This window comes from Sphingomonas sp. S-NIH.Pt3_0716 (genome assembly GCF_003950715.1).
GTDB lineage: Bacteria > Pseudomonadota > Alphaproteobacteria > Sphingomonadales > Sphingomonadaceae > Sphingobium > Sphingobium yanoikuyae_A.
Genome location: NZ_QLJK01000019.1, coordinates 83,981 through 103,296 on the forward strand (window position 1 = coordinate 83,981; position 19,316 = coordinate 103,296).

Sequence of the window (19,316 nt, forward strand, 5' to 3'; positions counted from 1 at the left end):
TGCACCGCAGGAGCGGCCGTGACGATCAATCCGCTCTATTCCCTGACGGGCTTCATCGTCGGCACGCTGGTCGGGCTGACCGGCGTTGGCGGCGGATCGCTGATGACGCCGATCCTGGTGCTGCTGTTCAATTTCCACCCGGCTGCGGCCGTCGGCACCGACCTTCTCTATGCCTGCGTCACCAAGAGCGTGGGCAGCCTGGTCCATGGCTGGAAGCGATCGGTCGACTGGGCGATCGTCGGCTGGCTGGCGCTGGGATCGATGCCGGCCGCGATCGGCGCGCTGATGGCGCTGCGGGCGATGGGGCCACCGTCGGCCGCCGTGGTCGATCCGATCAAGGTCACGCTGGGGGTGATGCTGTTCCTCACCGGCCTGGTGCTGCTGTTCCGCGATCGGATCACGGCCTGGTCGCGTACCCATGGCCAGGATCGCAGCCCCGCCACCACGCGCAACCTCACCATATTGCTGGGCGTTGTCGTGGGCGTGGCGGTGACCATCACCTCGGTCGGGGCCGGCGCGATCGGCGCGACGGCGCTGCTGATCCTCTATCCGCGCACGCCGCTCGCCCGGATCGTCGGCAGCGACGTCGCCCATGCCGTGCCGCTGACGCTGGTGGCCGGCATCGGCCATTGGTGGCTGGGCACGGTCGACATGTCGCTGCTGGCATCGCTGCTGATCGGGTCGATCCCCGGCATCATCGTCGGCAGCCTGCTCGCCTCGCATGTGCGCGAAGCGGTGCTGCGCACGATCCTGGCGATGATCCTGATCATCGTCGCGCTGAACCTGATCCTCTGATCCTGCCGCTTCAGTCCGGCAGGAAACCGGACTGACGCAGCCGATCGACGGAATCCCGCGCAACCGGCGCGGACAGGCCGTTGGTCAGCCGGATTTCCCGGCCCTTGCCCACGCTTGCTCCGTCGGCAAGCGCCGCCTTGGCCACCCACCAGCTGCGATGGGTCTGCGCGCCGGGCACATCGTCCATTTCGGCAATGGCATCGCGCAGCCGCATCAGGATCAGTTCGCTGCCATGCGGCCCATGGATGCGGACATAATGATCCTCGCTCTCCAGGGCGATTATGGGACCGGTGAAAGCCGGGCTGAGACGCTGATGAAGGCGAACCTGCTTTCCCGCCATCGGCGTGAGCGGCGGCGCACCATCGGTCGATGGCGACACGAAGGGTGAGGCCGGTCCCATATGATCGTCATAATAGCGCAGCAGATGCGCGTCTGCCCGCTCCGCCCACCAGGCGATGGTCATCACCAGCAGGCAACAGAGCAAGGTGAAGGGCAAAAGGCCGGCATAGCCGCCCAGCAGTCGCACCTCATCCCGCCCGACCAGCCGCCAGATCAGCGCCATGGGAAAGCTGGAGGCGACCATACCCCAGAAGACCAGCGACCCGCGCGGCAACCGCGTCGCCCGCGCAATCGCCCGCCAGGCGATCAGCGTCGGCCGCGCGAGGATATAGGCGCCCATCAGCATGATCCACCATCGCCCGGCGCGCAGCAGGAAATCGCCCGACAAATAGGTGCCAAAGGGGCCAAGAAAGCCGATCACCGCCGCGACCGGCAGCATCGCCCAGAGTTCGAGCAGCACACGGCGGAGACGTTTCACGCAATCCCCCTCTCCATTCGCGAAACGCGAACCGGGAATGGCCCGGTTTTCCGCGCTTTTTCTTCTATTCCTCCTGCGTGACGAAAAGCCGCTTGCCCGTCAATCGTGGGCTGCCATCGCTCCCTCTCATACCGGCGGGCCGATGAATGGATCATCCGCGCCGACCGGCCAAGGAGACAGACCATGACCGATTTTCTGAGCACCAAGGGCGCGATCGCCATCATGTGCTGCGCCATCATCGCCCATATGGGCGCCTTTGCCCTGGCCCTGGCCTGATGCGCCGAACAGCCCCTGCCCGGCCCGCCCGGCGCCGTATCAGGCGTCAGGGACAGGCCGGGTTGCGGGCATCGGGATAGGCGAGATAGCTTATGCTCGCCGCTGGTAGCGACTGCATGCCTCGCGCGGCGACGCCCTTGAGATTGGGCAAGACGCCATCCTGCCCCACCGCCAGCGTCCGGCCGTTGAGCTTCACGCTGCCCGCGTCCAGATTGTCGGCGGTCAGAGTGTAGCGGGTCGCCTTGCCGGCGAGCGACAGGCTGGCGGGATTGGCGGTATCGAGATTGATCGCGACCAGCGCGACGCCGCCCGGTGTGCCGCGCAGACACTGGCTGTAGAGATGCAGCTTGCCTTCATCCCGGCCCGCATCCAGCACGACATTGCCCATCAGCCGCGCCCATAGGACCGCCGCCCAATAGCTCGGCCGCGGCATCATCGTCGCCTCATCGATCAGCGCATAGTCGCTGGCCGCCAGCGTATTGTGGAAGACCACGGTCACGCCCTGCTTCGCCTGCCGCCCCAACTGATCGACATAGCGGAAACTGTCGCGCCAGGTCGCTGCCCAGGCGTCGCCGCCGCAGGCCGCCTGCGCCGTTTCGGTGATCCAGATATCGGTGCCGGGCGCGAAACGCTGCTGCCGTTCCTTGTAATAGGTCGCCGTGCTGTCGGCGCGCGCCAGCCAATCCTCGTCCAGTGCCCGGTCCGGGCTGATCCCCGCGCTCTTGTCCATCGCGGCGCAGCGTTTCGAGACGGTGCCGTAGAAATGATAGGAGAAGATATCGACCCTGGGGCGCGGCTCGGCGCTCATCAGTGCGTCGGTCGGCACCACGCCGATATTGCGCGGCATGATGACGAAGCCGGCCTCGCCCGTGCTGCCCGGCCCGACGATCTTCATCTGCGGCGCATCGGCATCGCGGAAGGCGCGAAAGACGGCCATGTCGCGGGCGAAGGCGGCCGCGTCATAGCCCTTGGGCAGGCCGACCATAGATCCCGCATTGGGTTCGTTGATGAGTTCGGCGGCGTAGATATGGCCGCCTAGCTTCTCGGTATAGGCGTTGAGGCGGCGCGCCTGATCGGGATCCCACACGCCCGACGCGTCGCGCGCGCCGTCGCTCACGGGGAAGGATACGACCAGCTTGCCGCCGACGGTCTTCACGAAGTCGACGACGCCGGCCCATTGGGCACGGGTCAGGACGCTCTGATAGCCCTTGGGCGGCGTGGCGGGCGGCGGCGTATCGCTGTCATGGAAATAGACGGCATTGGCCCAGCCGCCACTCACGCGCACATAGGTCGGCCCCAGCGCGCGGGCGAGATTGCGCAGCCGCGTGTCACCGGTCAGGTCGATCGGCTCGCGCTTGCGGAACATGACGGCGGCGATGTCGACGCCGCCGCTGCCGCCGGCCGCCGGCTGGGGCGGCGCCTCGCCCGGCTTGGGATAGGGCGCCCAGAAGCGACCGCCAACCACCTCCACCATCTCGACATTATAGGCCTGATACTGGTCATCGACCTTCGCGACCTGAGCAAAGCGACCGGGGTCGGCGGGAGGCGTGGCAGCGCCCAGCATCACGCCCGTCATCGCCAGCAGGGGAAGACTTCCTACCATCAACATGCGGCCCTTCGTCACGGCATCCTCCCTCGATTTTGCGGGAGGCTAACCCGGCGCCTGCACGCCCACAAGTTGGCATGACCAATTTGGACAAACCAATCACAGCGGCGATGCACCCAAACCATGCGAATTTTGCGATTTTCCTTAGGAACAAAAGGGGCACTTGTGAATTTGCATTTCAAGGCCGCAATAATATCCAATCCGACAAAATATCCCGAAAATAGACGATCCCCGTACTATTCCCGAGGTTCGTTCAGCGTGATTTTGGATAGAATGAAAAGGAACAGGGAGTATCCAGCCATGAAGCCAATTCGTAGCGCTAGCAGCCCCCAAGCCCGCGTCGCCTTCACGCCGACCAGCAAGAAGGCCGGCCAGTGGGTCCAGACCCCGCACGGCTTCGTCAGGGTGGACAGTCCCGCCCCGAAACATGCCGAGTGAACGGATCGGCTGAACCGGCCAACTGAACCGATCTGACGGCCGGGCTTATCGGGCGGACAGCCCCTTGTTGCCGCCGTGCAGGCGCAGCTTGAGGCTGTTCTGATAATAGGCCACGGCCTGATATTGGCCGATCAGGACCGTCAGTTCGATCGGTTGCGCCTCGTCCAGACGCGCAGCCAGCACGGCCCAGGTTGCGTCGGCGATCATGGCGTCGCCATGCAGTTCCTCGACGGCGCGCAGGATCGCCCGGTCATGGTCGTTCCAACCCGGATCGGCCGAACCGGTCACGATCCGCTCCACCTCGTCCCGACCGATGCCGGCATGGCGCGCGATCATCACATGCTCGCCCCATTCATAGGGCGCCTGACAGAGCCAGGCGACGCGCAGGATCGCCATTTCCCGATCGCGCGCAGAAAGCTTGCCCTGCGTCAGCAGCGTGACGCCAACATCGGTCTGGCGGGCGAACAGCGCGGGATGGCGCATCATGGTGCGAATGATTTCGGGCAGACGCGCCAACACAACGGACATGTCGCCCTGCCCCTGCGCCTGGGCTTCGGTTACGTCGGTCAGCAGGTCCGCCTCGCGCGCGTCGATGCTCTGGTTGATGGCGATCATCTGCCGGATCAGCGGGTCGAGATCGGCGCTATATTCGTCGATGCTCAGCGCTTCGATGCGGGGCGCATCGCCCAATATCTGGGCATGGCGGCGCGCGATGCGGGCGGTTGCGGCCTCTTCGTCCATGCCCTTCCCCTGCGTTCTTCTGGCCGCGATGGGGTGGCGCGACGCCCCGGCTGTGTCAAACCGCCGGGGCGCTATCTGTCAGCTCAATATTCGCCGGGTTCCGAATGAAACTCGTGCCAGACGCCATTGAGGATGCCGAAGCCGACGGCCAGGCCGACGCCCAATATCCAGGCAAAATACCACATAGGTCGGATCCTTAGTAAAAGTCGGGGTTGAGGCGGATTTCCCGCTCGGTCACCCGGCCGAACATCACCTTGTAGGCCCAGGCCGTGTAGGCCAGCACGATCGGCAGGAAGATGACGGTGCAGATCAGCATGGTAAACAAGGTGCCGTGGCTGGACGAGGCATTCCAGGCGGTCAGGCTGGAACCCGGATCGATCGAGCTGGGCAGGATGAAGGGGAACATCGACAGGCCGACGGTGCTGATGATGCCGACATTGGCGATCGACGAGCCGGCAAAGACCAACGTGTCGCGCCGGCCACGAATGCCCAGCAGTGCCAGCACCGGCCCCGCAAAGCCCAGGATCGGCGCCAGCAGCATCCAGGGATGCGCCGCATAATTGTCGAGCCAGGCGCCCGCCGCCGCGACCGCGCCGCCCAGATGCGGGTTGGACGGGCCATTGGGATCGATCACGCCATCGACGCGATAGCCCATGCCGCTCCAGGCGACGAACAGCCCGCCGATGGCGAACAGCAGGATCGACAGGATCGCCGCGCCCTGACCATAGAGGCGCACGCGCTGCAGCACCGGCCCTTCGGTCTTGAGGCTGAGCCAGCCGGCGCCATGCAGCACCAGCATCGCGACCGACAGCAGGCCGGTCAGCAAAGTGAAGGGCGTGAAGAGGCCCAGCAGCGATCCTTCATAGAACATGCGCAGGTCGCCATCGAGACGGAAGGGCGCGCCGGCGAGCACATTGCCGACCGCGACGCCAAAGACGAGCGCGGGCACCAGGCCGCCCACGAACAGCGCCCAGTCCCAGCCGGCCCGCCAGCGGGCGTCCGGCTTCTTCGAGCGATATTTGAAGCCGACGGGCCGCAGGATCAGCGCCGACAGCACCAGGAACATAGCGAGATAGAAGCCGGAAAAGCTGACGGCATAGACGAAGGGCCAGGCGGCAAAGATGGCGCCGCCGCCTAGGATGAACCAGACCTGGTTCCCTTCCCAGGTGGCGCCAACGCTGTTGATGATCATGCGCCGTTCCTCGTCGGTCCGGCCGGCAAAGGGCAGCAGCGCCGCCGATCCCAGGTCGAAGCCATCGGTGAGGGCGAAGCCGATCAGCAGCACGCCCAGCAGCAGCCACCAGATGACGCGCAGCGTTTCATAATCGAGCGGAATGGTCATTGTCCTAACTCCGGTTGGCGGGCGTCATTCGGCGGGCACGGCGCGGAAATCCGGGGCCGGCTCGGCAGGGCTGTCAGGCCGCCAGGGGACATAGCGTTCCGGCCCCTTGGCGATGGTGGCGAGCATCAGCTTCACCTCGATCACCGCCAGGATACCGTAGAGCAGGGTGAAGCCGATGATGGTGGTCCACAATTGCGGCACCGTCAGGCTGGAGGCGGCAAGGAAGGTCGGCAGCACACCGTCCACCGCCCAGGGCTGGCGCCCGATTTCCGCCACGGCCCAACCGACCTCGATCGCGATCCAGGGCATCGGCATCATGAACAGGGCCAGTTTCAGGAACCAGCGCGCATCGAACCGCCGCATCGACGAGAAGGCAAAGGCGGTCGCGAAGAAGGCGATGAAGGCAAAGCCCAGCCCCGCCATGATGCGGAACATCCAGAAGATCGCCGGCACATTGGGCACGGTGCTCCAGGCCGCCTTCTCGATCGTCGCGGCATCGGCCTGGCGCGGATCCGCGATGAAGCGCTTCAGCAGCAGGGCATAGCCCAGATCCGCCTTGTTCCGCTCGAACGCTTCCCGCGCGACCAGGTCGTTGCGATCGACCTTCAGCGTCTCGACCGCATCATAGGCGATGATGCCGGCGGCAATCCGCACCTTGGCGGTGTCGACCAGTTGGTTGATGCCGGTGACTTCGCCGGTCAGGCTGCGGGTGGAGATGAGGCCCAGCACATAAGGCACCTTGATCTCATGCGTGGTCTCGCGCCCGCTGTTGGACGGCAGGCCGAACAGGGTCAGGCCGGCCGGTGCAGGCTCGGTCTGCCACATGCCCTCGATCGCGGCGAGCTTCATCTTCTGGTTCTCGGTCAGCGCATAACCGCTTTCGTCACCCAGCACGACGACCGACAGCGATGCGGCAAGGCCAAAGGCGGCTGCGACGGTGAAGGAGCGCTTGGCAATGGCGATATGCTTGCCCTTGAGCAGATAGAAGGCCGACACGCCCAGCACGAAGACGCTGGCGCAGACATAGCCGGCGCTGACGGTGTGGACGAACTTCGCCTGGGCGACCGGATTGAAGATCACCGCCATGAAGTCGGTCACTTCCATCCGCATCGTCTGCGGGTTGAAGGTCGCGCCGGTGGGATGCTGCATCCAGCCATTGGCGACCAATATCCACAGCGCCGACAGGTTCGACCCCAGCGCCACCATGAAGGTGGTGAGCAGATGGCCGCGCTTCGACAGGCGATCCCAGCCGAAGAACATGAGGCCGACGAAGGTCGCCTCCAGGAAGAAGGCCATCAGGCCCTCGATCGCCAGCGGCGCGCCGAAAATGTCGCCGACATAGTGCGAATAATAGGCCCAGTTGGTGCCGAATTCGAACTCCATGGTGAGGCCGGTGGCCACGCCAAGGACGAAGTTGATCCCGAACAGCTTGCCCCAGAAGCGGGTGATATCCCGCCAGATCGGGCGGTCCGTCATGACATAGACGCTTTCCATGATGACGAGCATGAAGGAAAGGCCCAGCGTCAGGGGCACGAACAGGAAATGGTATAAAGCTGTGAGAGCGAATTGCAGCCTGGATAATTCAACGACGGCCATGCTTATCATCGCGACCCCCTTTCTTCCCTGAACCAAGTTGGCTGGCGAAATATGGACGTGACGGCGCTACATCATTGAGACAGATCAAATTATATTCTGCCGCCAACCCTAAATGAACGGGACGCAAGGTCTAGCTAGGGAAAACCGCAGGCATGGGTTGGGTCATCGACATCATCGGCGCCGCTCTTTTCGCGGCGGGACTGGCGCAGGGCGTCAGTGCGCTGGCCGATGGCGGCGCGATCGGCTGGCTGTCGCCGCTGTTGCTCTTGGCGGGCGGGCTGGTGCGTGCGGCCGGGCTGATGCTGGCCCATGTCCAGGCGGTCCGGTCGGCCCAGCGCATCGTCGCCGCGCGGCGATCGACTTTGCTGCCCCGGCTGCTGGGCGGACGGCTGGCCCGGCCGCTGCTGGCGGGCGAGAATGCCACGCTGGCGATCGACCATCTCGCCGCGATCGAGGCGCATGGCGCCCGCTTCCTGCCGATCCGCAAGGCGGCGGTGCTGGGGCCGCTGCTGGTCGCCGCGATCGTTGCGACCGCAAGCTGGGTTTGCGCCGCGATCATGCTCGCGACCTTGATCCCCTTCGCCTTTGGCATGGTGCTGGCGGGCACGGCGGCGCGGGCGGCGGCGGAGCGGCAACTGGCGGCCTTGGCCGAATTGTCGGGCCTGTTCGTCGACCGACTGCGCATGCTGCCGCTGATCCGTCACCATGGCGCGCAGGCACGGATCAGCCGGCAGGTGGCGGGCGCCGCGCAGGAGGTGGCGACCCGCACCGGCGCGGTGCTGCGCATCGCCTTCCTGTCGGGTGCCGTGCTGGAATTTTTCGCGGCCCTCTCGGTGGCACTGGTCGCGGTCTATTGCGGTTTTGCGCTGCTTGGCCTGCTGCCCTTCCCTGTCACCGAAACACTGGACCTGCGCGCCGCGCTGTTCGCGCTGGCGCTGGCGCCGGAATTCTACCTGCCGATGCGCCGCTTGGCCGCGGCCTATCATGACAAACAGATGGGCGAAGCGGCGGACAAGGCGATCGCCGCCGCCCTGCCAGACGTGGACACCACGCCGCATCCGGCCAGCCCCCCGTTCGATGGCCTCCATCTCAAGGATTTGCGCATCGGCATCGGTTCGGGGATCGGCCCGGTCAGCCTGACGCTCAAGCCGCATGACCTGATCGCCCTCACCGGCCCGACCGGCAGCGGCAAGACCAGCATGCTCGCCGCGATCGCCGGACAGATTGACCCGGCCTCGGGCGAACTGTCTCCGGTCGATCCCGCCCGCATCGCCTGGGCGGCCCAGCGGCCGCTGCTGCTGCCCGGCAGCCTGGCCGACAATATCGCCCTCGCCCGCCCCGATGCCGACCGAGCCGAGATCGCGCAGGTTGCCGCGCGTGTCGGTCTGACGCCGATGCTGGCCGCGCGGCCCGAAGGGCTGGACCTTGCCATCGATCATCAGGGGGCTGGCCTGTCGGGCGGCGAACGGCGGCGCATCGGCCTCGCCCGCGCCATCCTGTCCGAACGGCCCGTTCTGCTCTGCGACGAACCCACCGCCGATCTGGATGCGGAGAGCGCCGCCGACATCATCGCTCTGCTGGTCGCCTTGTCGGCCGAGCGGGCGATCCTGGTCGCCACCCACGATCATCGCCTGACCGCCGCCGCGCGGATGGAGGTGATGCTGTGAACCCGATCCGGATCGCGCTCGACAAGGCGACAGGCTCCGCGATGCTGCTGCGCCGAGCGACGCTGTGCGCCGTCATCGCGGCGCTGGCCGGCATTGCCTTGCTCGCGCTGGCCGGCTGGTTCCTGACCGCCGCCGCCATGGCCGGCGCGGCCGGCACCCTCGCCGTGCAGGCGTTCAACTATCTGGTGCCCAGCGCCGCGATCCGGCTGCTCGCCATATTGCGCACCGTCTCGCGCTATGGCGAACGGCTCTGGTCGCATCGCGCCGCGCTCGAAGCCATGGGCGGCCTGCGCGCCAGCCTGTTCGCGCGCCTCGCCGCACAGGACAGCCGCACCGCCCTGCCCTTGTCCAGCGGCGACGCCGCCGCGCGGCTGACCGGCGACATTGACGCGCTGGAGGATATGGTCGTGCGCCGGCCGAGCCGGATCGCCGGATTGATGGCAGCGCTGGCGGGCGTGATGCTGGCGGCGAGCGGCGGCTGGCTGTCGGCCCTGCTGCTGGCGGTCATGCTCGCCGCCTTGCCGCTCTTGCTGCGCAGCCTCGCCCGCCGCCTGACCGAAAGCCCCGCACAGCAGGCCGCCGATGCGCTCGGCGCGCTCCGCGCCCGCTATGTCGAACTGGCCAGCGCCCGCGCGGAAATCGCGGCCTATGGGCTGGGGGACCGGGTGATGGCCGAACTGGCACCGCTCACGCGCCGGCTCGACCGGGCCCGCGCCCGCCTGTTCATCGGCGAAGGCGTGCAGGCCGCCCTGCTCGCGGCCTATAGCGCGCTCGCGGTCATGCTGGTGTTGCTCGGCGCCGATGCCCCCGCGCCGCTGGTCGCGCTTGCCTTACTCGCCAGCGCCGGCGCGGTCGAGGCGATGGCCGGACTGTCGCGCACCGCCTTCCGCCAGGCCAGCGTCGATGCCGGCCTCGCCCGGCTGGCCGCGCTTGATGCACTGCCGCTGGACGATGCGCCTGCACCATCCGCCGCGACAGCCCAAGTCATCCGATTGGGCGACGTCGAATTGCGCCCCGGTGCGCGCGTCGCCGTCACTGGCCGCTCCGGTTCGGGCAAGAGCCTGCTTGCGGAGGGACTGGCCGGGCTGCGTCCGGTTACGGCCGATGTCGCGCTTGGCGGCCATCCGCTGGCAGCCTGCTCCGGGGCGGCGCTGCGCGACCAGTTCGCCCTCTCGCACCAGGACGCGCCGATGCTGGCCGGCAGCATCGCCGACAATCTGCGCATCGCCCGGCCCGGCATCGATGCGGCCGATATGGCCGATGCGCTGCATGTCGCCTGTCTCGACCAGCGCATCGCCAGCCTGCCCGGTGGCATCGACTATCGGCTGGGTGAAGCCGGCGGCACCTTGTCAGGCGGCGAACGCAAGCGGCTGTCGCTGGCACGCGCGCTGCTGACCGGTCGTCCCTGGCTGTTGCTGGATGAGCCGACCGAGGGGCTGGACGCCGCGACCGAGGCGCTTCTGATCAGCCGGCTGCGCATCTGGCTCGACCGGACCGGCACCGGCCTGATCCTGATTTCGCACCGCCCCGCGCCACTCACGCTGACCGACCGACAGGTGCCGGTGTCGGCCATCGCCCCCCTGCCGGGCCAGGGTCTACCCGGAGTGGCAAGCGCGGCGTGAGGATGATAGGCTTTGTCTTGCAAGCGCTTAGCCACCGCCCGACACAAGAGGGAGATGTTCGTGCCGCCAACAATCCTCATCGCCACCGATCTGACCGCCCGCAGCGACCGGGCCTTTGACCGGGCCGTCGAACTGGCGACCGATCTGGGCGGTACGCTGCTCGTCGCCCATGCGCTGGACAAGGGCGATGCCGCCCATGTCGCCCGCGCCTCCGATCGCGCCAAACGGGTCATCGCCAAGCTGACCGAGGGCGTCGCCGCGCCGGTCGAACCGGTGCTGATCCAGGGCCGCGCGCCCGAAACCATCGCGGAACTGGGCAAGGAGCGGGGCAGCGCGGTGATCGTCGTCGGCCCGGCTCGCCACAATCATGTCGGCGACTTCATCCTGGGCACGGCGGTCGACTATCTGGTCCGGCGTTCGCCCGTGCCGGTGCTGGTGGTCAAGGAACGGCCGCGCCATCCGTATCGGCGCATCCTGATCGCAACCGACTTTTCCGACTGTTCGCTCCATGCCGTGCAGATGACCGCGATGCTGTTTCCCAAGGCGCGGCTCGATCTGGTCCATGTCTATGATGGCGGCTTCCCCTCCCGCCTCGATCCCGACCAGACCTTGGCCTTCGCCCGGTCGGAAGCGGAACGGGAAAGCGCCGAATTTGCCGCGCGTCCGGAACTGGCCGGCCAAGCCCGCCCCTTCCAGGTCGAACTGATCGAGGGACGTGCCGGCGAGGTCCTGCCAACCCTGATCGCACAGCGCGACATCGACCTGCTGGTGCTGGGCGCCCATGGTCGCAGCGGCTTCGTCCATGCGCTGATCGGCAGCCGCGCCTCCGAATTGCTTGAAGGCGCGCCCTGCGACGTGTTGATGGTGCGCAATTAGAAGGCGTCGATCTCCAACGCCATGATCGACGCTTCACCGGCGGCGATCGTGGCGGCCAGGCCCTGCGCCTGAGGCAGGACGCGTAGCGCGAAATAGTCGGCCAGCTTCAGCTTCGCCTGATGCAGCGGGCTGTTGCCCTGCGCGGCCGCCTGCGCCATGCGGGTCCACATCCAGCCCATCGAGACCAGCGCGAACAGGCGCAGATAATCGACTGCCGCCGCGCCGGCTGCATCCGTGTCCGCGCCCTGCAGGGCCGCCGTCGCCGTGCGCAGCGCCTCAAGCGCCGTGCAGGTGCTGCGCGCGATCACGCTCCCACCGGCCGCTTCCACATCGGCCGCGATCAGGGCGAAATAGCCTTCGACCACCGCGCCGCCCGCCATCGGCAGCTTGCGCCCGACCAGGTCCGCCGCCTGCACGCCATTGGTGCCTTCATAGATCTGGGCGATGCGCGCATCGCGCACATATTGTTCCATGCCCCATTCGCGGATGTAACCATGGCCGCCAAAGACCTGCTGCGCCTGCACCGCGCTTTCGAAGCCGAAATCGGTGAAGGATGCCTTCACCACCGGCGTCAGCAGCGCCACCAGCGCGTCGGACCTGGCGCGCTCGCCGGCATCGCCATGGTGCTGCGACCGGTCATGCTGCAGCGCGGTCCAGCCCGCCAGCGCGCGCCCGGCCTCCACGAAACTGCGGATATTGAGCAGCATCCGGCGGACATCGGCATGTTCGATGATGGCCACCGGCGCGCGCTGATTATCCGCGCTGCGACCCTGCAGCCGTTCCTTGGCATAGCCCGCCGCCTGCTGATAGGCAGCGCCAGCGATGCCCAGTCCCTGGATGCCGACCATCAGCCGCTCGGCATTCATCATCGTGAACATGGCGGCCAGGCCGCGATGCGCCTCACCCACCAGCCAGCCGGTCGCGCCGTCATAATTCATGACGCAGGTCGGCTGGGCATGGATACCCATCTTCTTCTCCAGCGCGCCGACCGACATGCCGTTGCGCTGATCGAAGGCGCCATCCGCGCCGGGCAGGAATTTGGGCACCAGGAACAGGCTGATCCCCTTCACCCCGGCCGGCGCATCGGGCAGGCGCGCCAGCACCAGATGGACGATATTGCCGCCAAAATCATGATCGCCCGACGAGATGAAAATCTTCGTGCCGGTCACCGCATAGCTGCCATCGCCCTGCGGCTCGGCCTTGGTTTTCAGCAGGGCAAGGTCGGTGCCCGCACTGCTTTCGGTCAACGCCATCGCGCCGGTCCATTCGCCGCTCACCATACGCGACAAATAGGTCGCCTTCAGTTCCTCGCTGGCATGGGCGGCGATCGCCTCGCAAGCGCCACGGGTCAGGCCGGGGAACAGGCCAAAGGACAGGTTCGCGGCCGACAGCATCTCGTCCAGCCACAGCTGCAGGATGAAGGGCAGCCCCTGCCCGCCATGGTCGGGATCGGCCGACAGCGCCGCCCAGCCGGCATCGGCAAAGTCGCGATAGGCCTGGGCAAAGCCGGGCGGCGTCCGCACCGCGCCGTGGATCAACTGGCTGCCATGCTCGTCGCCTTCGCGGTTGAGCGGCGCCAGGCGCTCGGCGCACATGCGCCCGGCCTCGTCCAGCACGGTCACGGCCAGGTCGGCGTCGACATCCTTGTTCAGCTCCGCCATCGCCTGGTCGAAGCCCAGCACCTCGCTCAGCAGGAAGCGATAATCGTCGATCGGCGGAACATAGCTGTACATCGAACCTCTCCAATATTGCTGCGGACCAGCTATACCAAACATCTGTTACAGTCAAACGCGCACGGTGTCCCTGCCGCTGCGACACGCCCCGCTGATGCCCTGACTATAACCGATCGTGGCGAAAAATGGCGACGATCTGCGCGGCGATCTGCGCCCGCGCCAGCCGGCCATCGCGATACCAGTCGGCCGCCGAATTGAGCTGGCTCAGCAGCAGCGTGCGATAGAGCGAGCGGTCGATGTCGACGGGCAGTGGCAGCGCCGCCACCAGATCCCGGAACAATTGCTCGAACCGGTCGCGGCGCGCCACAAGCTGATCGCGCACGCCATCCGGTACGGCGCGAAAATCATTCATCATCGGCATGGTCAGCGAATCCGCCGCCAACTGGATATCCAGCAGGCTGGCGCATGCTGCCTCCAGCCGCGCCCAGGGATCGGCCTGTGTCGCGACCGCCGCCGCGATCCGCGCCTCGGCCGCATCCAGCGCGCCATTATGCAGTTCGACGAACAGCGCGTCCTTCGACTTGATATGGTGGTAGAGCGATCCGCCCAGTACCCCGGCCTGCTCGCCAATGTCGCGCATCGACGTGCCGCGATAGCCCTTGCGCGCAAACAGTTGCGCAGCAATTTCCAATATCTGGCGGCGGCGGCCCGATCCTTCGTCGCGCCCGCCCGCCGATGCGGCATCCCCGATCGTCATGTCAGCGCGCTAGCACAGGGCGGGACCACAGGCCACGCCCCGTGCGATCGCTCCCGGCTCAGGCCGGCACCTTCTGGCCATAGGGCGCATCGGCGTCGCGCGCCGGGATCGCACCGCGCCGACCGATATTCCAGCCGGCCAGACGGTGCCCGGCCAATGCCGCCTCGGCCGGCGCAGCGCCGGTCAGCCGCGCATGCAGATAGCCGCCGTTGAATGCATCGCCCGCGCCGCTCGAATCCACGACATCGACGCGCGCCGGCGGCGGCACCAGCGCGCCACCGACCAGACAGCCTTCGGCGCCCAGCTTGACCACGATCTCGCGGCCCTCGCCCAAGCCCCAGCGGGCAGCGGCATCGGCGGCATCATCCGCCTCGCCCATTTCCACTTCGTCCGCCAGGGTCGGCAACCCGATGTCGCACAAAGCGATCGCCCGGTCGCGCCAGGCCCGCGCGGTCGCGGCATCGCTCCACAGGCGCGGCCGGTAATTGCCGTCGAAGGCGATCCGGCCGCCCCGCGCCTTCACCCGTTCGCACAGTGCCAGCAGCGCCTCGCGCCCGGCGTCCGGCAGGATGGCCAGGGTGATGAGCGAAAAATAGAGCAGGTCCGACTGAGCCGCCGCGTCAACCATCGCGCCGCTTTCGGGCAGGTCGAACATCGCCCGCGCCGCCGCTTCGCCGCGCCAATAATGGAAGCTGCGCTCGCCGGTCTCATCCGTCTCGATCGCATAGAGGCCGGTGGTCCGGCCGGGTGTGCCGATCAGCAGGCCGGTATCGACGCCTTCCGCTTCCCAAGCCTTGCGCAAATCCTCGCTCATCGGATCGGCGCCGATCGCGCTGGCAAAGCGCACCTTGTCACCCGCACGGGCCAGGTGGATCGCGGTGTTGATGACATCGCCACCATAGCGCAGGTTCCAGCCATCGCCGCTGCCCCGGCTCAGTTCCAGCATTGCCTCGCCGATGACGGTGATAGTCGCGTCGCTTGCCATGTGATCCTCTCTGATTGAAGCAGCGTCGTGCGGGGCCTGCCCCATGAAGTCAAGCCGTTGCGATCCCGTCCCATATGGCGGAACAGATTGCATCGTTCCGCGTTTGCCATAGGCAAAGATACAGGATCGAAAATGTCAGGGGCGGAAATGGGGACGACAGAGACAGGCCAGCCGGTCAACCGGTTCGAATTGCTGGTCCAGAGCGTCACCGACTATGCGATCTTCATGCTCGATCCGGCCGGCTTCGTCGTCAGCTGGAATAGCGGGGCGCAGCGCATCAAGGGCTACAGCGCCGACGAGATTATCGGCCAGCACTTTTCCGCTTTCTATACGGAGGAGGACCGCGCCGCCCATGTGCCCGCCGCCGTGCTGCGCACCGCCGAGGTCGAAGGGCGGTTCGAGGCGGAAGGCTGGCGCCTGCGCAAGGATGGCACCCGCTTCTGGGCCAATGTGGTGATCGATCCGATCCGCGATCCCGCCGGCCATCTGCTCGGCTTTGCCAAGGTTACCCGCGACCTCACCGAACGTCGCGCCGCGCAGGAGGAACTGCGCCGCAGCGAGGAACGCTTCCGCCTGCTGGTGCAGAGCGTCACCGACTATGCCATCTACATGATCGATCCGGTCGGCACGATCACCAGCTGGAACAGCGGTGCCGAACGGTTCAAGGGCTATAGCGCCGAAGAGATTATGGGCCAGAATTTCGCCCGCTTCTATTCGGAGGAAGACCGCATGGCGGGCCTCCCCTCCCGTGCGCTCGATACCGCCCAGCGCGAAGGCCGGTTCGAGGCGGAGGGCTGGCGCATCCGCAAGGATGGCACCCGTTTCTGGGCCAGCGTCGTGATCGATCCGATCCGCGATCCGGCCGGCGAACTGCTGGGCTTCGCCAAGATCACCCGCGACCTTACCGAACGGCGTCAGGCGGCCCAGGCGCTGGAGCAGGCGCGCGAGGCGATCTTCCAGAGCCAGAAAATGGACGCCATCGGCAAGCTGACTGGCGGTGTCGCCCATGATTTCAACAATCTTCTGGCCGTGATCGTCGGCAGCCTCGATCTCGCGCGGCAGCGTCTTGCGGCCGGCGCTGATATCAGCCGCTATCTCGACAATGCCATGACCGCCGCCGATCGCGGCGCCACCCTGACCCAGCGGATGCTCGCCTTTGCCCGCAAGCAGGAACTCAAGCTGGAACAGGTCGACTGCATCGGCCTGATCCATGGCATGGCCGATCTGCTCAAGACCACCATCGGCAGCAGCGTCGCGATCGAGACGCGCTTCCCGCTGTCGCTGCGCCCGGCCCATGCCGACCCGGCCCAGTTGGAACTGGCGCTGATCAATCTGGCGGTCAATGCCCGCGACGCCATGCCCGACGGAGGCCGCCTGTTGATCGAGGGCAGCGAAATCACCCTGGCGCTGGGCGACCAGCCCGATCTCGCCGCCGGCAGCTTCATCCGCCTGACCGTGACGGACGAAGGCGAAGGCATGGATGAGGCAACGCTGGCCCGCGCCCGCGAACCCTTCTTCACCACCAAGGGGGTGGGCAAGGGAACCGGCCTTGGCCTGTCGATGATCCACGGTTTCACCCAGCAATGCGGTGGCGCGATGACCATCGCCAGCCAGCCCGGCAAGGGGACCAGCGTATCCATCTGGCTACCCGTCGCCCTGATCGACGCCAGCAACGAACGGACAGCGATCCCGTGCGAACCAGACGAGCTGAAAACCGAACCGCTGGTCATCCTGGCGGTCGATGATGACGATCTGGTGCTGACCAATACCGCCGGCATGCTGGAAACGATGGGCCATACCGTGTTCCAGGCCGGATCGGGGCGAGAAGCGCTGCACATGCTGGAGCAGGGGCGCATCGACCTGGTCGTGACCGATCATGCCATGCCCGGCATGACCGGCGCGCAACTGGCCGACGCGATCGAGCAGGCCTATCCAGACCTGCCCGTGCTCATCATCACCGGCTATGCCGAACTGCCCGCCGATGCCAGCCGTCGCCTGCGCCTCGACAAGCCTTTCCGCCAAGCGGAACTGGCGATGATGGTGCATCGCATCCGCCACGACAGCGCTCTCCGCCGACTGGTTCCCATCGGCACGGACAACCATCCCTAAAGTCATCCCCGACAACATGTGACAGAATTTCACATATTTTCTTGGCCTTATGTCTTGCCATCGTCATGCGCATGCCCGATGGCAATTGCATCCTGACCGCCAGCAACTCCACCGGATCGCATGAACAAAGCCACACAGCCGACGCCGACATCGCATTTCTTCACATCCCTGCGGACGCGGCTTCACTATCTCGACTGGGGCAATCCGTCGGCACCGCCGTTGATCCTGGTTCATGGCGGCTTCGACCATGCACGCAGTTGGGACTGGACGGCCCGCACGCTCGCCCGAGACTATCATGTCATCTGCCCCGACCTGCGCGGTCATGGCGACAGCGGCTGGTCGTCGGACGGCTCCTACATGATGGCCAATTATGTCTATGACCTGGCCCAGCTGGTCGAATTGCTCGATCGCCGGCCGGTCACCATCGTCGGCCATTCGCTCGGCGGATCGATCAGCCTGCGCTACACCGGCCTCTACCCCGACAGCGTCGCGCGCGTGGTCGCGATCGAGGGGCTGGGCCTGTCGCCCGACCGCATCGCCGAACAGGGCAAACGCAGTACCGAAGAGACATGGAAGGGCTGGATCGACACCCGCCGCACCAATGCTCGCCGCTCGCCGCGCCATTATGCCACGATCGAGGCCGCGGTCGCCCGCATGCGCGAACGCAACGACCATCTGTCGGTCGAACAGGCACTGCACCTCACCCTCCACGGCGTGAACCGCAACGAGGATGGCAGTTATAGCTGGAAGTTCGACCCCTATCTGCACGGCGCCGCGCCCCAGGCCGGCACAGACGAAAATCTGCCCGACTTCTGGCGCCGCATCACCTGCCCGACGCTGTTGTGCCTCGGCCTCGACAGTTGGGCGTCAAACCCGGTCAAGGATGGCCGCATCGCCCATTTCCAGCAGGCCCGGCTGGTGGAATTTCCCCATGCCGGCCACTGGCTGCATCACGACCAGTTCGAGATGTTCGTCAAGGAACTGCGCGTCTTCCTGGCGGAGTGAGGCGCGTCCTCAGGCAATGAAGCCTGAAACCGCCGCCTGATATTCCGCCTTCAGCTGGGCAATGAAGGCGCCCGCCGGCTGCACCGCCTTGATCGCGCCAATGCCCTGGCCCGCGCCCCACACGTCGCGCCACGCCTTCTTGTCGCCGGCCAGGCTGGCGAAATCCATGTCGGCCGCCTTGGGCAGCTTGTCCGGGTCCAGCCCCGACGCGACGATGCTGGGGCGCAGATAATTGCCCAGCACCCCGGTGAAGACGTCGGAATAGACGATGTCGGCCGATGCGCTATCGACGATCATGTCCTTGTAGGCGTCGAGCGCGTTCGCCTCGGTCGTGGCGATGAAGGGCGACCCCATATAGCCAAGGTCCGCGCCCATCATCCGCGCCGCCGCGATCGACCGACCGGTCGCGATCGCGCCCGACAGCGCCAGCGGCCCGTCGAACCATTCGCGGATTTCCTGGACCAGGGCAAAGGGCGACAGCGTGCCGGCATGCCCGCCCGCGCCCGCCGCCACCGCGATCAGGCCATCGGCGCCCTTTTCGATCGCCTTCCTGGCAAAGACATTGTTGATGACGTCGTGCAGCACGATGCCGCCATAGCTGTGGATCGCCTCATTCACCTTCTCCTGCGCGCCCAGCGAGGTGATGACGATCGGCACCTTATATTTGACGCACAGCGCCAGATCCTCTTCCAGCCGCGCATTGGTGCGATGGACGATCAGGTTGACGGCAAAGGGCGCGTCCTGATCGGTCAGTTGCGCCCCCAGTTGCTGCAACCAGGCCTCGAACGTGCCGGACGGGCGCGCATTGAGCGATGGAAAGGCGCCGACGATGCCGGCGCGGCATTGGGCGATCACCAGTTCCGGCTGCGAGATGATGAACATCGGCGACCCGATCAGCGGCAGGGACAAACGGCCTTGAAGCGAAGCCGGCAGGGTCATGATCGGGGTCTCTCCTTTATCTGTCCGAACCGCGCTATCATCGCTCCGCGCCCGGAAAAAGGCCAAAATCAA

At 66.5% G+C, this 19,316-nt stretch carries 17 protein-coding genes; 7 read left to right on the plus strand and 10 right to left on the minus strand.

Annotated features, from left to right (window positions below; all coding sequences use genetic code 11):
* The first annotated feature begins 18 nt into the window (after window positions 1-18).
* Window positions 19-795, plus strand: coding sequence for a sulfite exporter TauE/SafE family protein (locus BRX37_RS16165; RefSeq protein ID WP_125988200.1), 777 nt, complete (start codon window positions 19-21; stop codon window positions 793-795).
* Window positions 796-805: 10 nt separating this feature from the next.
* On the opposite strand, the gene BRX37_RS16170 is transcribed toward BRX37_RS16165, so the two are convergent.
* Both BRX37_RS16170 and BRX37_RS16175 read right to left on the minus strand, forming a co-directional pair.
* Complete coding sequence (locus tag BRX37_RS16170) at window positions 806-1,612, minus strand: LytTR family transcriptional regulator DNA-binding domain-containing protein (RefSeq protein ID WP_318276717.1); 807 nt, start codon at window positions 1,610-1,612, stop codon at window positions 806-808.
* Window positions 1,613-1,934: 322 nt separating this feature from the next.
* Window positions 1,935-3,512, minus strand: a complete 1,578-nt coding sequence (locus BRX37_RS16175; RefSeq protein WP_318276718.1) for a hypothetical protein — start codon at window positions 3,510-3,512, stop codon at window positions 1,935-1,937.
* 282 nt (window positions 3,513-3,794) lie between these two features.
* On the opposite strand from BRX37_RS16175, the gene BRX37_RS26785 reads away from it, so the two are divergent.
* Window positions 3,795-3,932 (plus strand): hypothetical protein, encoded by a 138-nt coding sequence (locus tag BRX37_RS26785; protein ID WP_004207766.1) that lies wholly within the window; start codon window positions 3,795-3,797, stop codon window positions 3,930-3,932.
* A 45-nt stretch (window positions 3,933-3,977) separates the two neighbouring features.
* Here the strand turns inward: BRX37_RS26785 and BRX37_RS16180 are convergent, their stop codons facing one another.
* The 4 genes from BRX37_RS16180 to BRX37_RS16195 form a co-directional block, all read right to left on the minus strand.
* Window positions 3,978-4,673 carry a carboxymuconolactone decarboxylase family protein gene (locus tag BRX37_RS16180; protein ID WP_125988202.1) on the minus strand — a complete coding sequence of 232 codons (696 nt, stop codon included), beginning with the start codon at window positions 4,671-4,673 and terminating at the stop codon, window positions 3,978-3,980.
* Between the two features lie 83 nt (window positions 4,674-4,756).
* Window positions 4,757-4,858 carry a cytochrome bd-I oxidase subunit CydX gene (gene cydX / locus BRX37_RS16185; RefSeq protein WP_004207768.1) on the minus strand — a complete coding sequence of 34 codons (102 nt, stop codon included), beginning with the start codon at window positions 4,856-4,858 and terminating at the stop codon, window positions 4,757-4,759.
* An 11-nt stretch (window positions 4,859-4,869) separates the two neighbouring features.
* A complete protein-coding gene (gene cydB, locus BRX37_RS16190) occupies window positions 4,870-6,015 on the minus strand; it encodes a cytochrome d ubiquinol oxidase subunit II (protein ID WP_125988204.1) in 1,146 nt (381 codons plus the stop codon).
* 24 nt (window positions 6,016-6,039) lie between these two features.
* On the minus strand, window positions 6,040-7,620 hold the full coding sequence (locus BRX37_RS16195; protein WP_004207770.1) for a cytochrome ubiquinol oxidase subunit I: 1,581 nt from the start codon (window positions 7,618-7,620) through the stop codon (window positions 6,040-6,042).
* 143 nt (window positions 7,621-7,763) lie between these two features.
* On the opposite strand from BRX37_RS16195, the gene BRX37_RS16200 reads away from it, so the two are divergent.
* The 3 genes from BRX37_RS16200 to BRX37_RS16210 are packed head-to-tail and all read left to right on the plus strand — an operon-like array spanning window position 7,764 to window position 11,776.
* The gene (locus BRX37_RS16200; protein WP_125988206.1) at window positions 7,764-9,278 is read left to right on the plus strand and encodes an ATP-binding cassette domain-containing protein; all 1,515 of its coding nucleotides are present in this window, start codon (window positions 7,764-7,766) and stop codon (window positions 9,276-9,278) included.
* Window positions 9,275-10,900: an ATP-binding cassette domain-containing protein gene (locus BRX37_RS16205; protein ID WP_125988208.1), complete on the plus strand. Its 1,626-nt coding sequence runs from the start codon at window positions 9,275-9,277 to the stop codon at window positions 10,898-10,900. Before BRX37_RS16200 ends, BRX37_RS16205 begins: the two co-directional genes overlap by 4 nt.
* Window positions 10,901-10,954: 54 nt before the next feature.
* On the plus strand, window positions 10,955-11,776 hold the full coding sequence (locus tag BRX37_RS16210; RefSeq protein WP_037522613.1) for a universal stress protein: 822 nt from the start codon (window positions 10,955-10,957) through the stop codon (window positions 11,774-11,776).
* Here the strand turns inward: BRX37_RS16210 and BRX37_RS16215 are convergent.
* The 3 genes from BRX37_RS16215 to BRX37_RS16225 form a co-directional block, all read right to left on the minus strand.
* Complete coding sequence (locus tag BRX37_RS16215; protein WP_125988210.1) at window positions 11,773-13,509, minus strand: acyl-CoA dehydrogenase family protein; 1,737 nt, start codon at window positions 13,507-13,509, stop codon at window positions 11,773-11,775. The two genes, BRX37_RS16210 and BRX37_RS16215, sit on opposite strands and share 4 nt — an antisense overlap.
* Before the next feature lie 103 nt (window positions 13,510-13,612).
* Window positions 13,613-14,206: a TetR/AcrR family transcriptional regulator gene (locus BRX37_RS16220; RefSeq protein ID WP_017502411.1), complete on the minus strand. Its 594-nt coding sequence runs from the start codon at window positions 14,204-14,206 to the stop codon at window positions 13,613-13,615.
* Between the two features lie 58 nt (window positions 14,207-14,264).
* On the minus strand, window positions 14,265-15,191 hold the full coding sequence (locus BRX37_RS16225) for a sugar kinase (protein ID WP_125988212.1): 927 nt from the start codon (window positions 15,189-15,191) through the stop codon (window positions 14,265-14,267).
* Window positions 15,192-15,338: 147 nt separating this feature from the next.
* On the opposite strand from BRX37_RS16225, the gene BRX37_RS16230 reads away from it, so the two are divergent.
* Both BRX37_RS16230 and BRX37_RS16235 read left to right on the plus strand, forming a co-directional pair.
* Window positions 15,339-17,300: a hybrid sensor histidine kinase/response regulator gene (locus BRX37_RS16230; RefSeq protein WP_125988213.1), complete on the plus strand. Its 1,962-nt coding sequence runs from the start codon at window positions 15,339-15,341 to the stop codon at window positions 17,298-17,300.
* A gap of 120 nt (window positions 17,301-17,420) precedes the next feature.
* Window positions 17,421-18,305 carry an alpha/beta fold hydrolase gene (locus tag BRX37_RS16235; RefSeq protein ID WP_125988215.1) on the plus strand — a complete coding sequence of 295 codons (885 nt, stop codon included), beginning with the start codon at window positions 17,421-17,423 and terminating at the stop codon, window positions 18,303-18,305.
* Window positions 18,306-18,314: 9 nt separating this feature from the next.
* On the opposite strand, the gene BRX37_RS16240 is transcribed toward BRX37_RS16235, so the two are convergent.
* Window positions 18,315-19,244, minus strand: a complete 930-nt coding sequence (locus BRX37_RS16240) for an NAD(P)H-dependent flavin oxidoreductase (RefSeq protein ID WP_125988217.1) — start codon at window positions 19,242-19,244, stop codon at window positions 18,315-18,317.
* Window positions 19,245-19,316 lie beyond the last annotated feature (72 nt).

Coding starts and splice junctions, on each gene's coding strand:
- BRX37_RS16235 (WP_125988215.1), top strand. CDS start 17,421: ATGAACAAAGCCACACAGCCGACGCCGACATCGCATTTCTTCACATCC.
- BRX37_RS16230 (WP_125988213.1), top strand. CDS start 15,339: ATGGGGACGACAGAGACAGGCCAGCCGGTCAACCGGTTCGAATTGCTG.
- BRX37_RS16180 (WP_125988202.1), bottom strand. CDS start 4,673: ATGGACGAAGAGGCCGCAACCGCCCGCATCGCGCGCCGCCATGCCCAG.
- BRX37_RS16210 (WP_037522613.1), top strand. CDS start 10,955: ATGTTCGTGCCGCCAACAATCCTCATCGCCACCGATCTGACCGCCCGC.
- cydX (WP_004207768.1), bottom strand. CDS start 4,858: ATGTGGTATTTTGCCTGGATATTGGGCGTCGGCCTGGCCGTCGGCTTC.
- BRX37_RS16215 (WP_125988210.1), bottom strand. CDS start 13,509: ATGTACAGCTATGTTCCGCCGATCGACGATTATCGCTTCCTGCTGAGC.
- BRX37_RS16220 (WP_017502411.1), bottom strand. CDS start 14,206: ATGACGATCGGGGATGCCGCATCGGCGGGCGGGCGCGACGAAGGATCG.
- cydB (WP_125988204.1), bottom strand. CDS start 6,015: ATGACCATTCCGCTCGATTATGAAACGCTGCGCGTCATCTGGTGGCTG.
- BRX37_RS16240 (WP_125988217.1), bottom strand. CDS start 19,244: ATGACCCTGCCGGCTTCGCTTCAAGGCCGTTTGTCCCTGCCGCTGATC.
- BRX37_RS16225 (WP_125988212.1), bottom strand. CDS start 15,191: ATGGCAAGCGACGCGACTATCACCGTCATCGGCGAGGCAATGCTGGAA.
- BRX37_RS26785 (WP_004207766.1), top strand. CDS start 3,795: ATGAAGCCAATTCGTAGCGCTAGCAGCCCCCAAGCCCGCGTCGCCTTC.
- BRX37_RS16200 (WP_125988206.1), top strand. CDS start 7,764: ATGGGTTGGGTCATCGACATCATCGGCGCCGCTCTTTTCGCGGCGGGA.
- BRX37_RS16195 (WP_004207770.1), bottom strand. CDS start 7,620: ATGATAAGCATGGCCGTCGTTGAATTATCCAGGCTGCAATTCGCTCTC.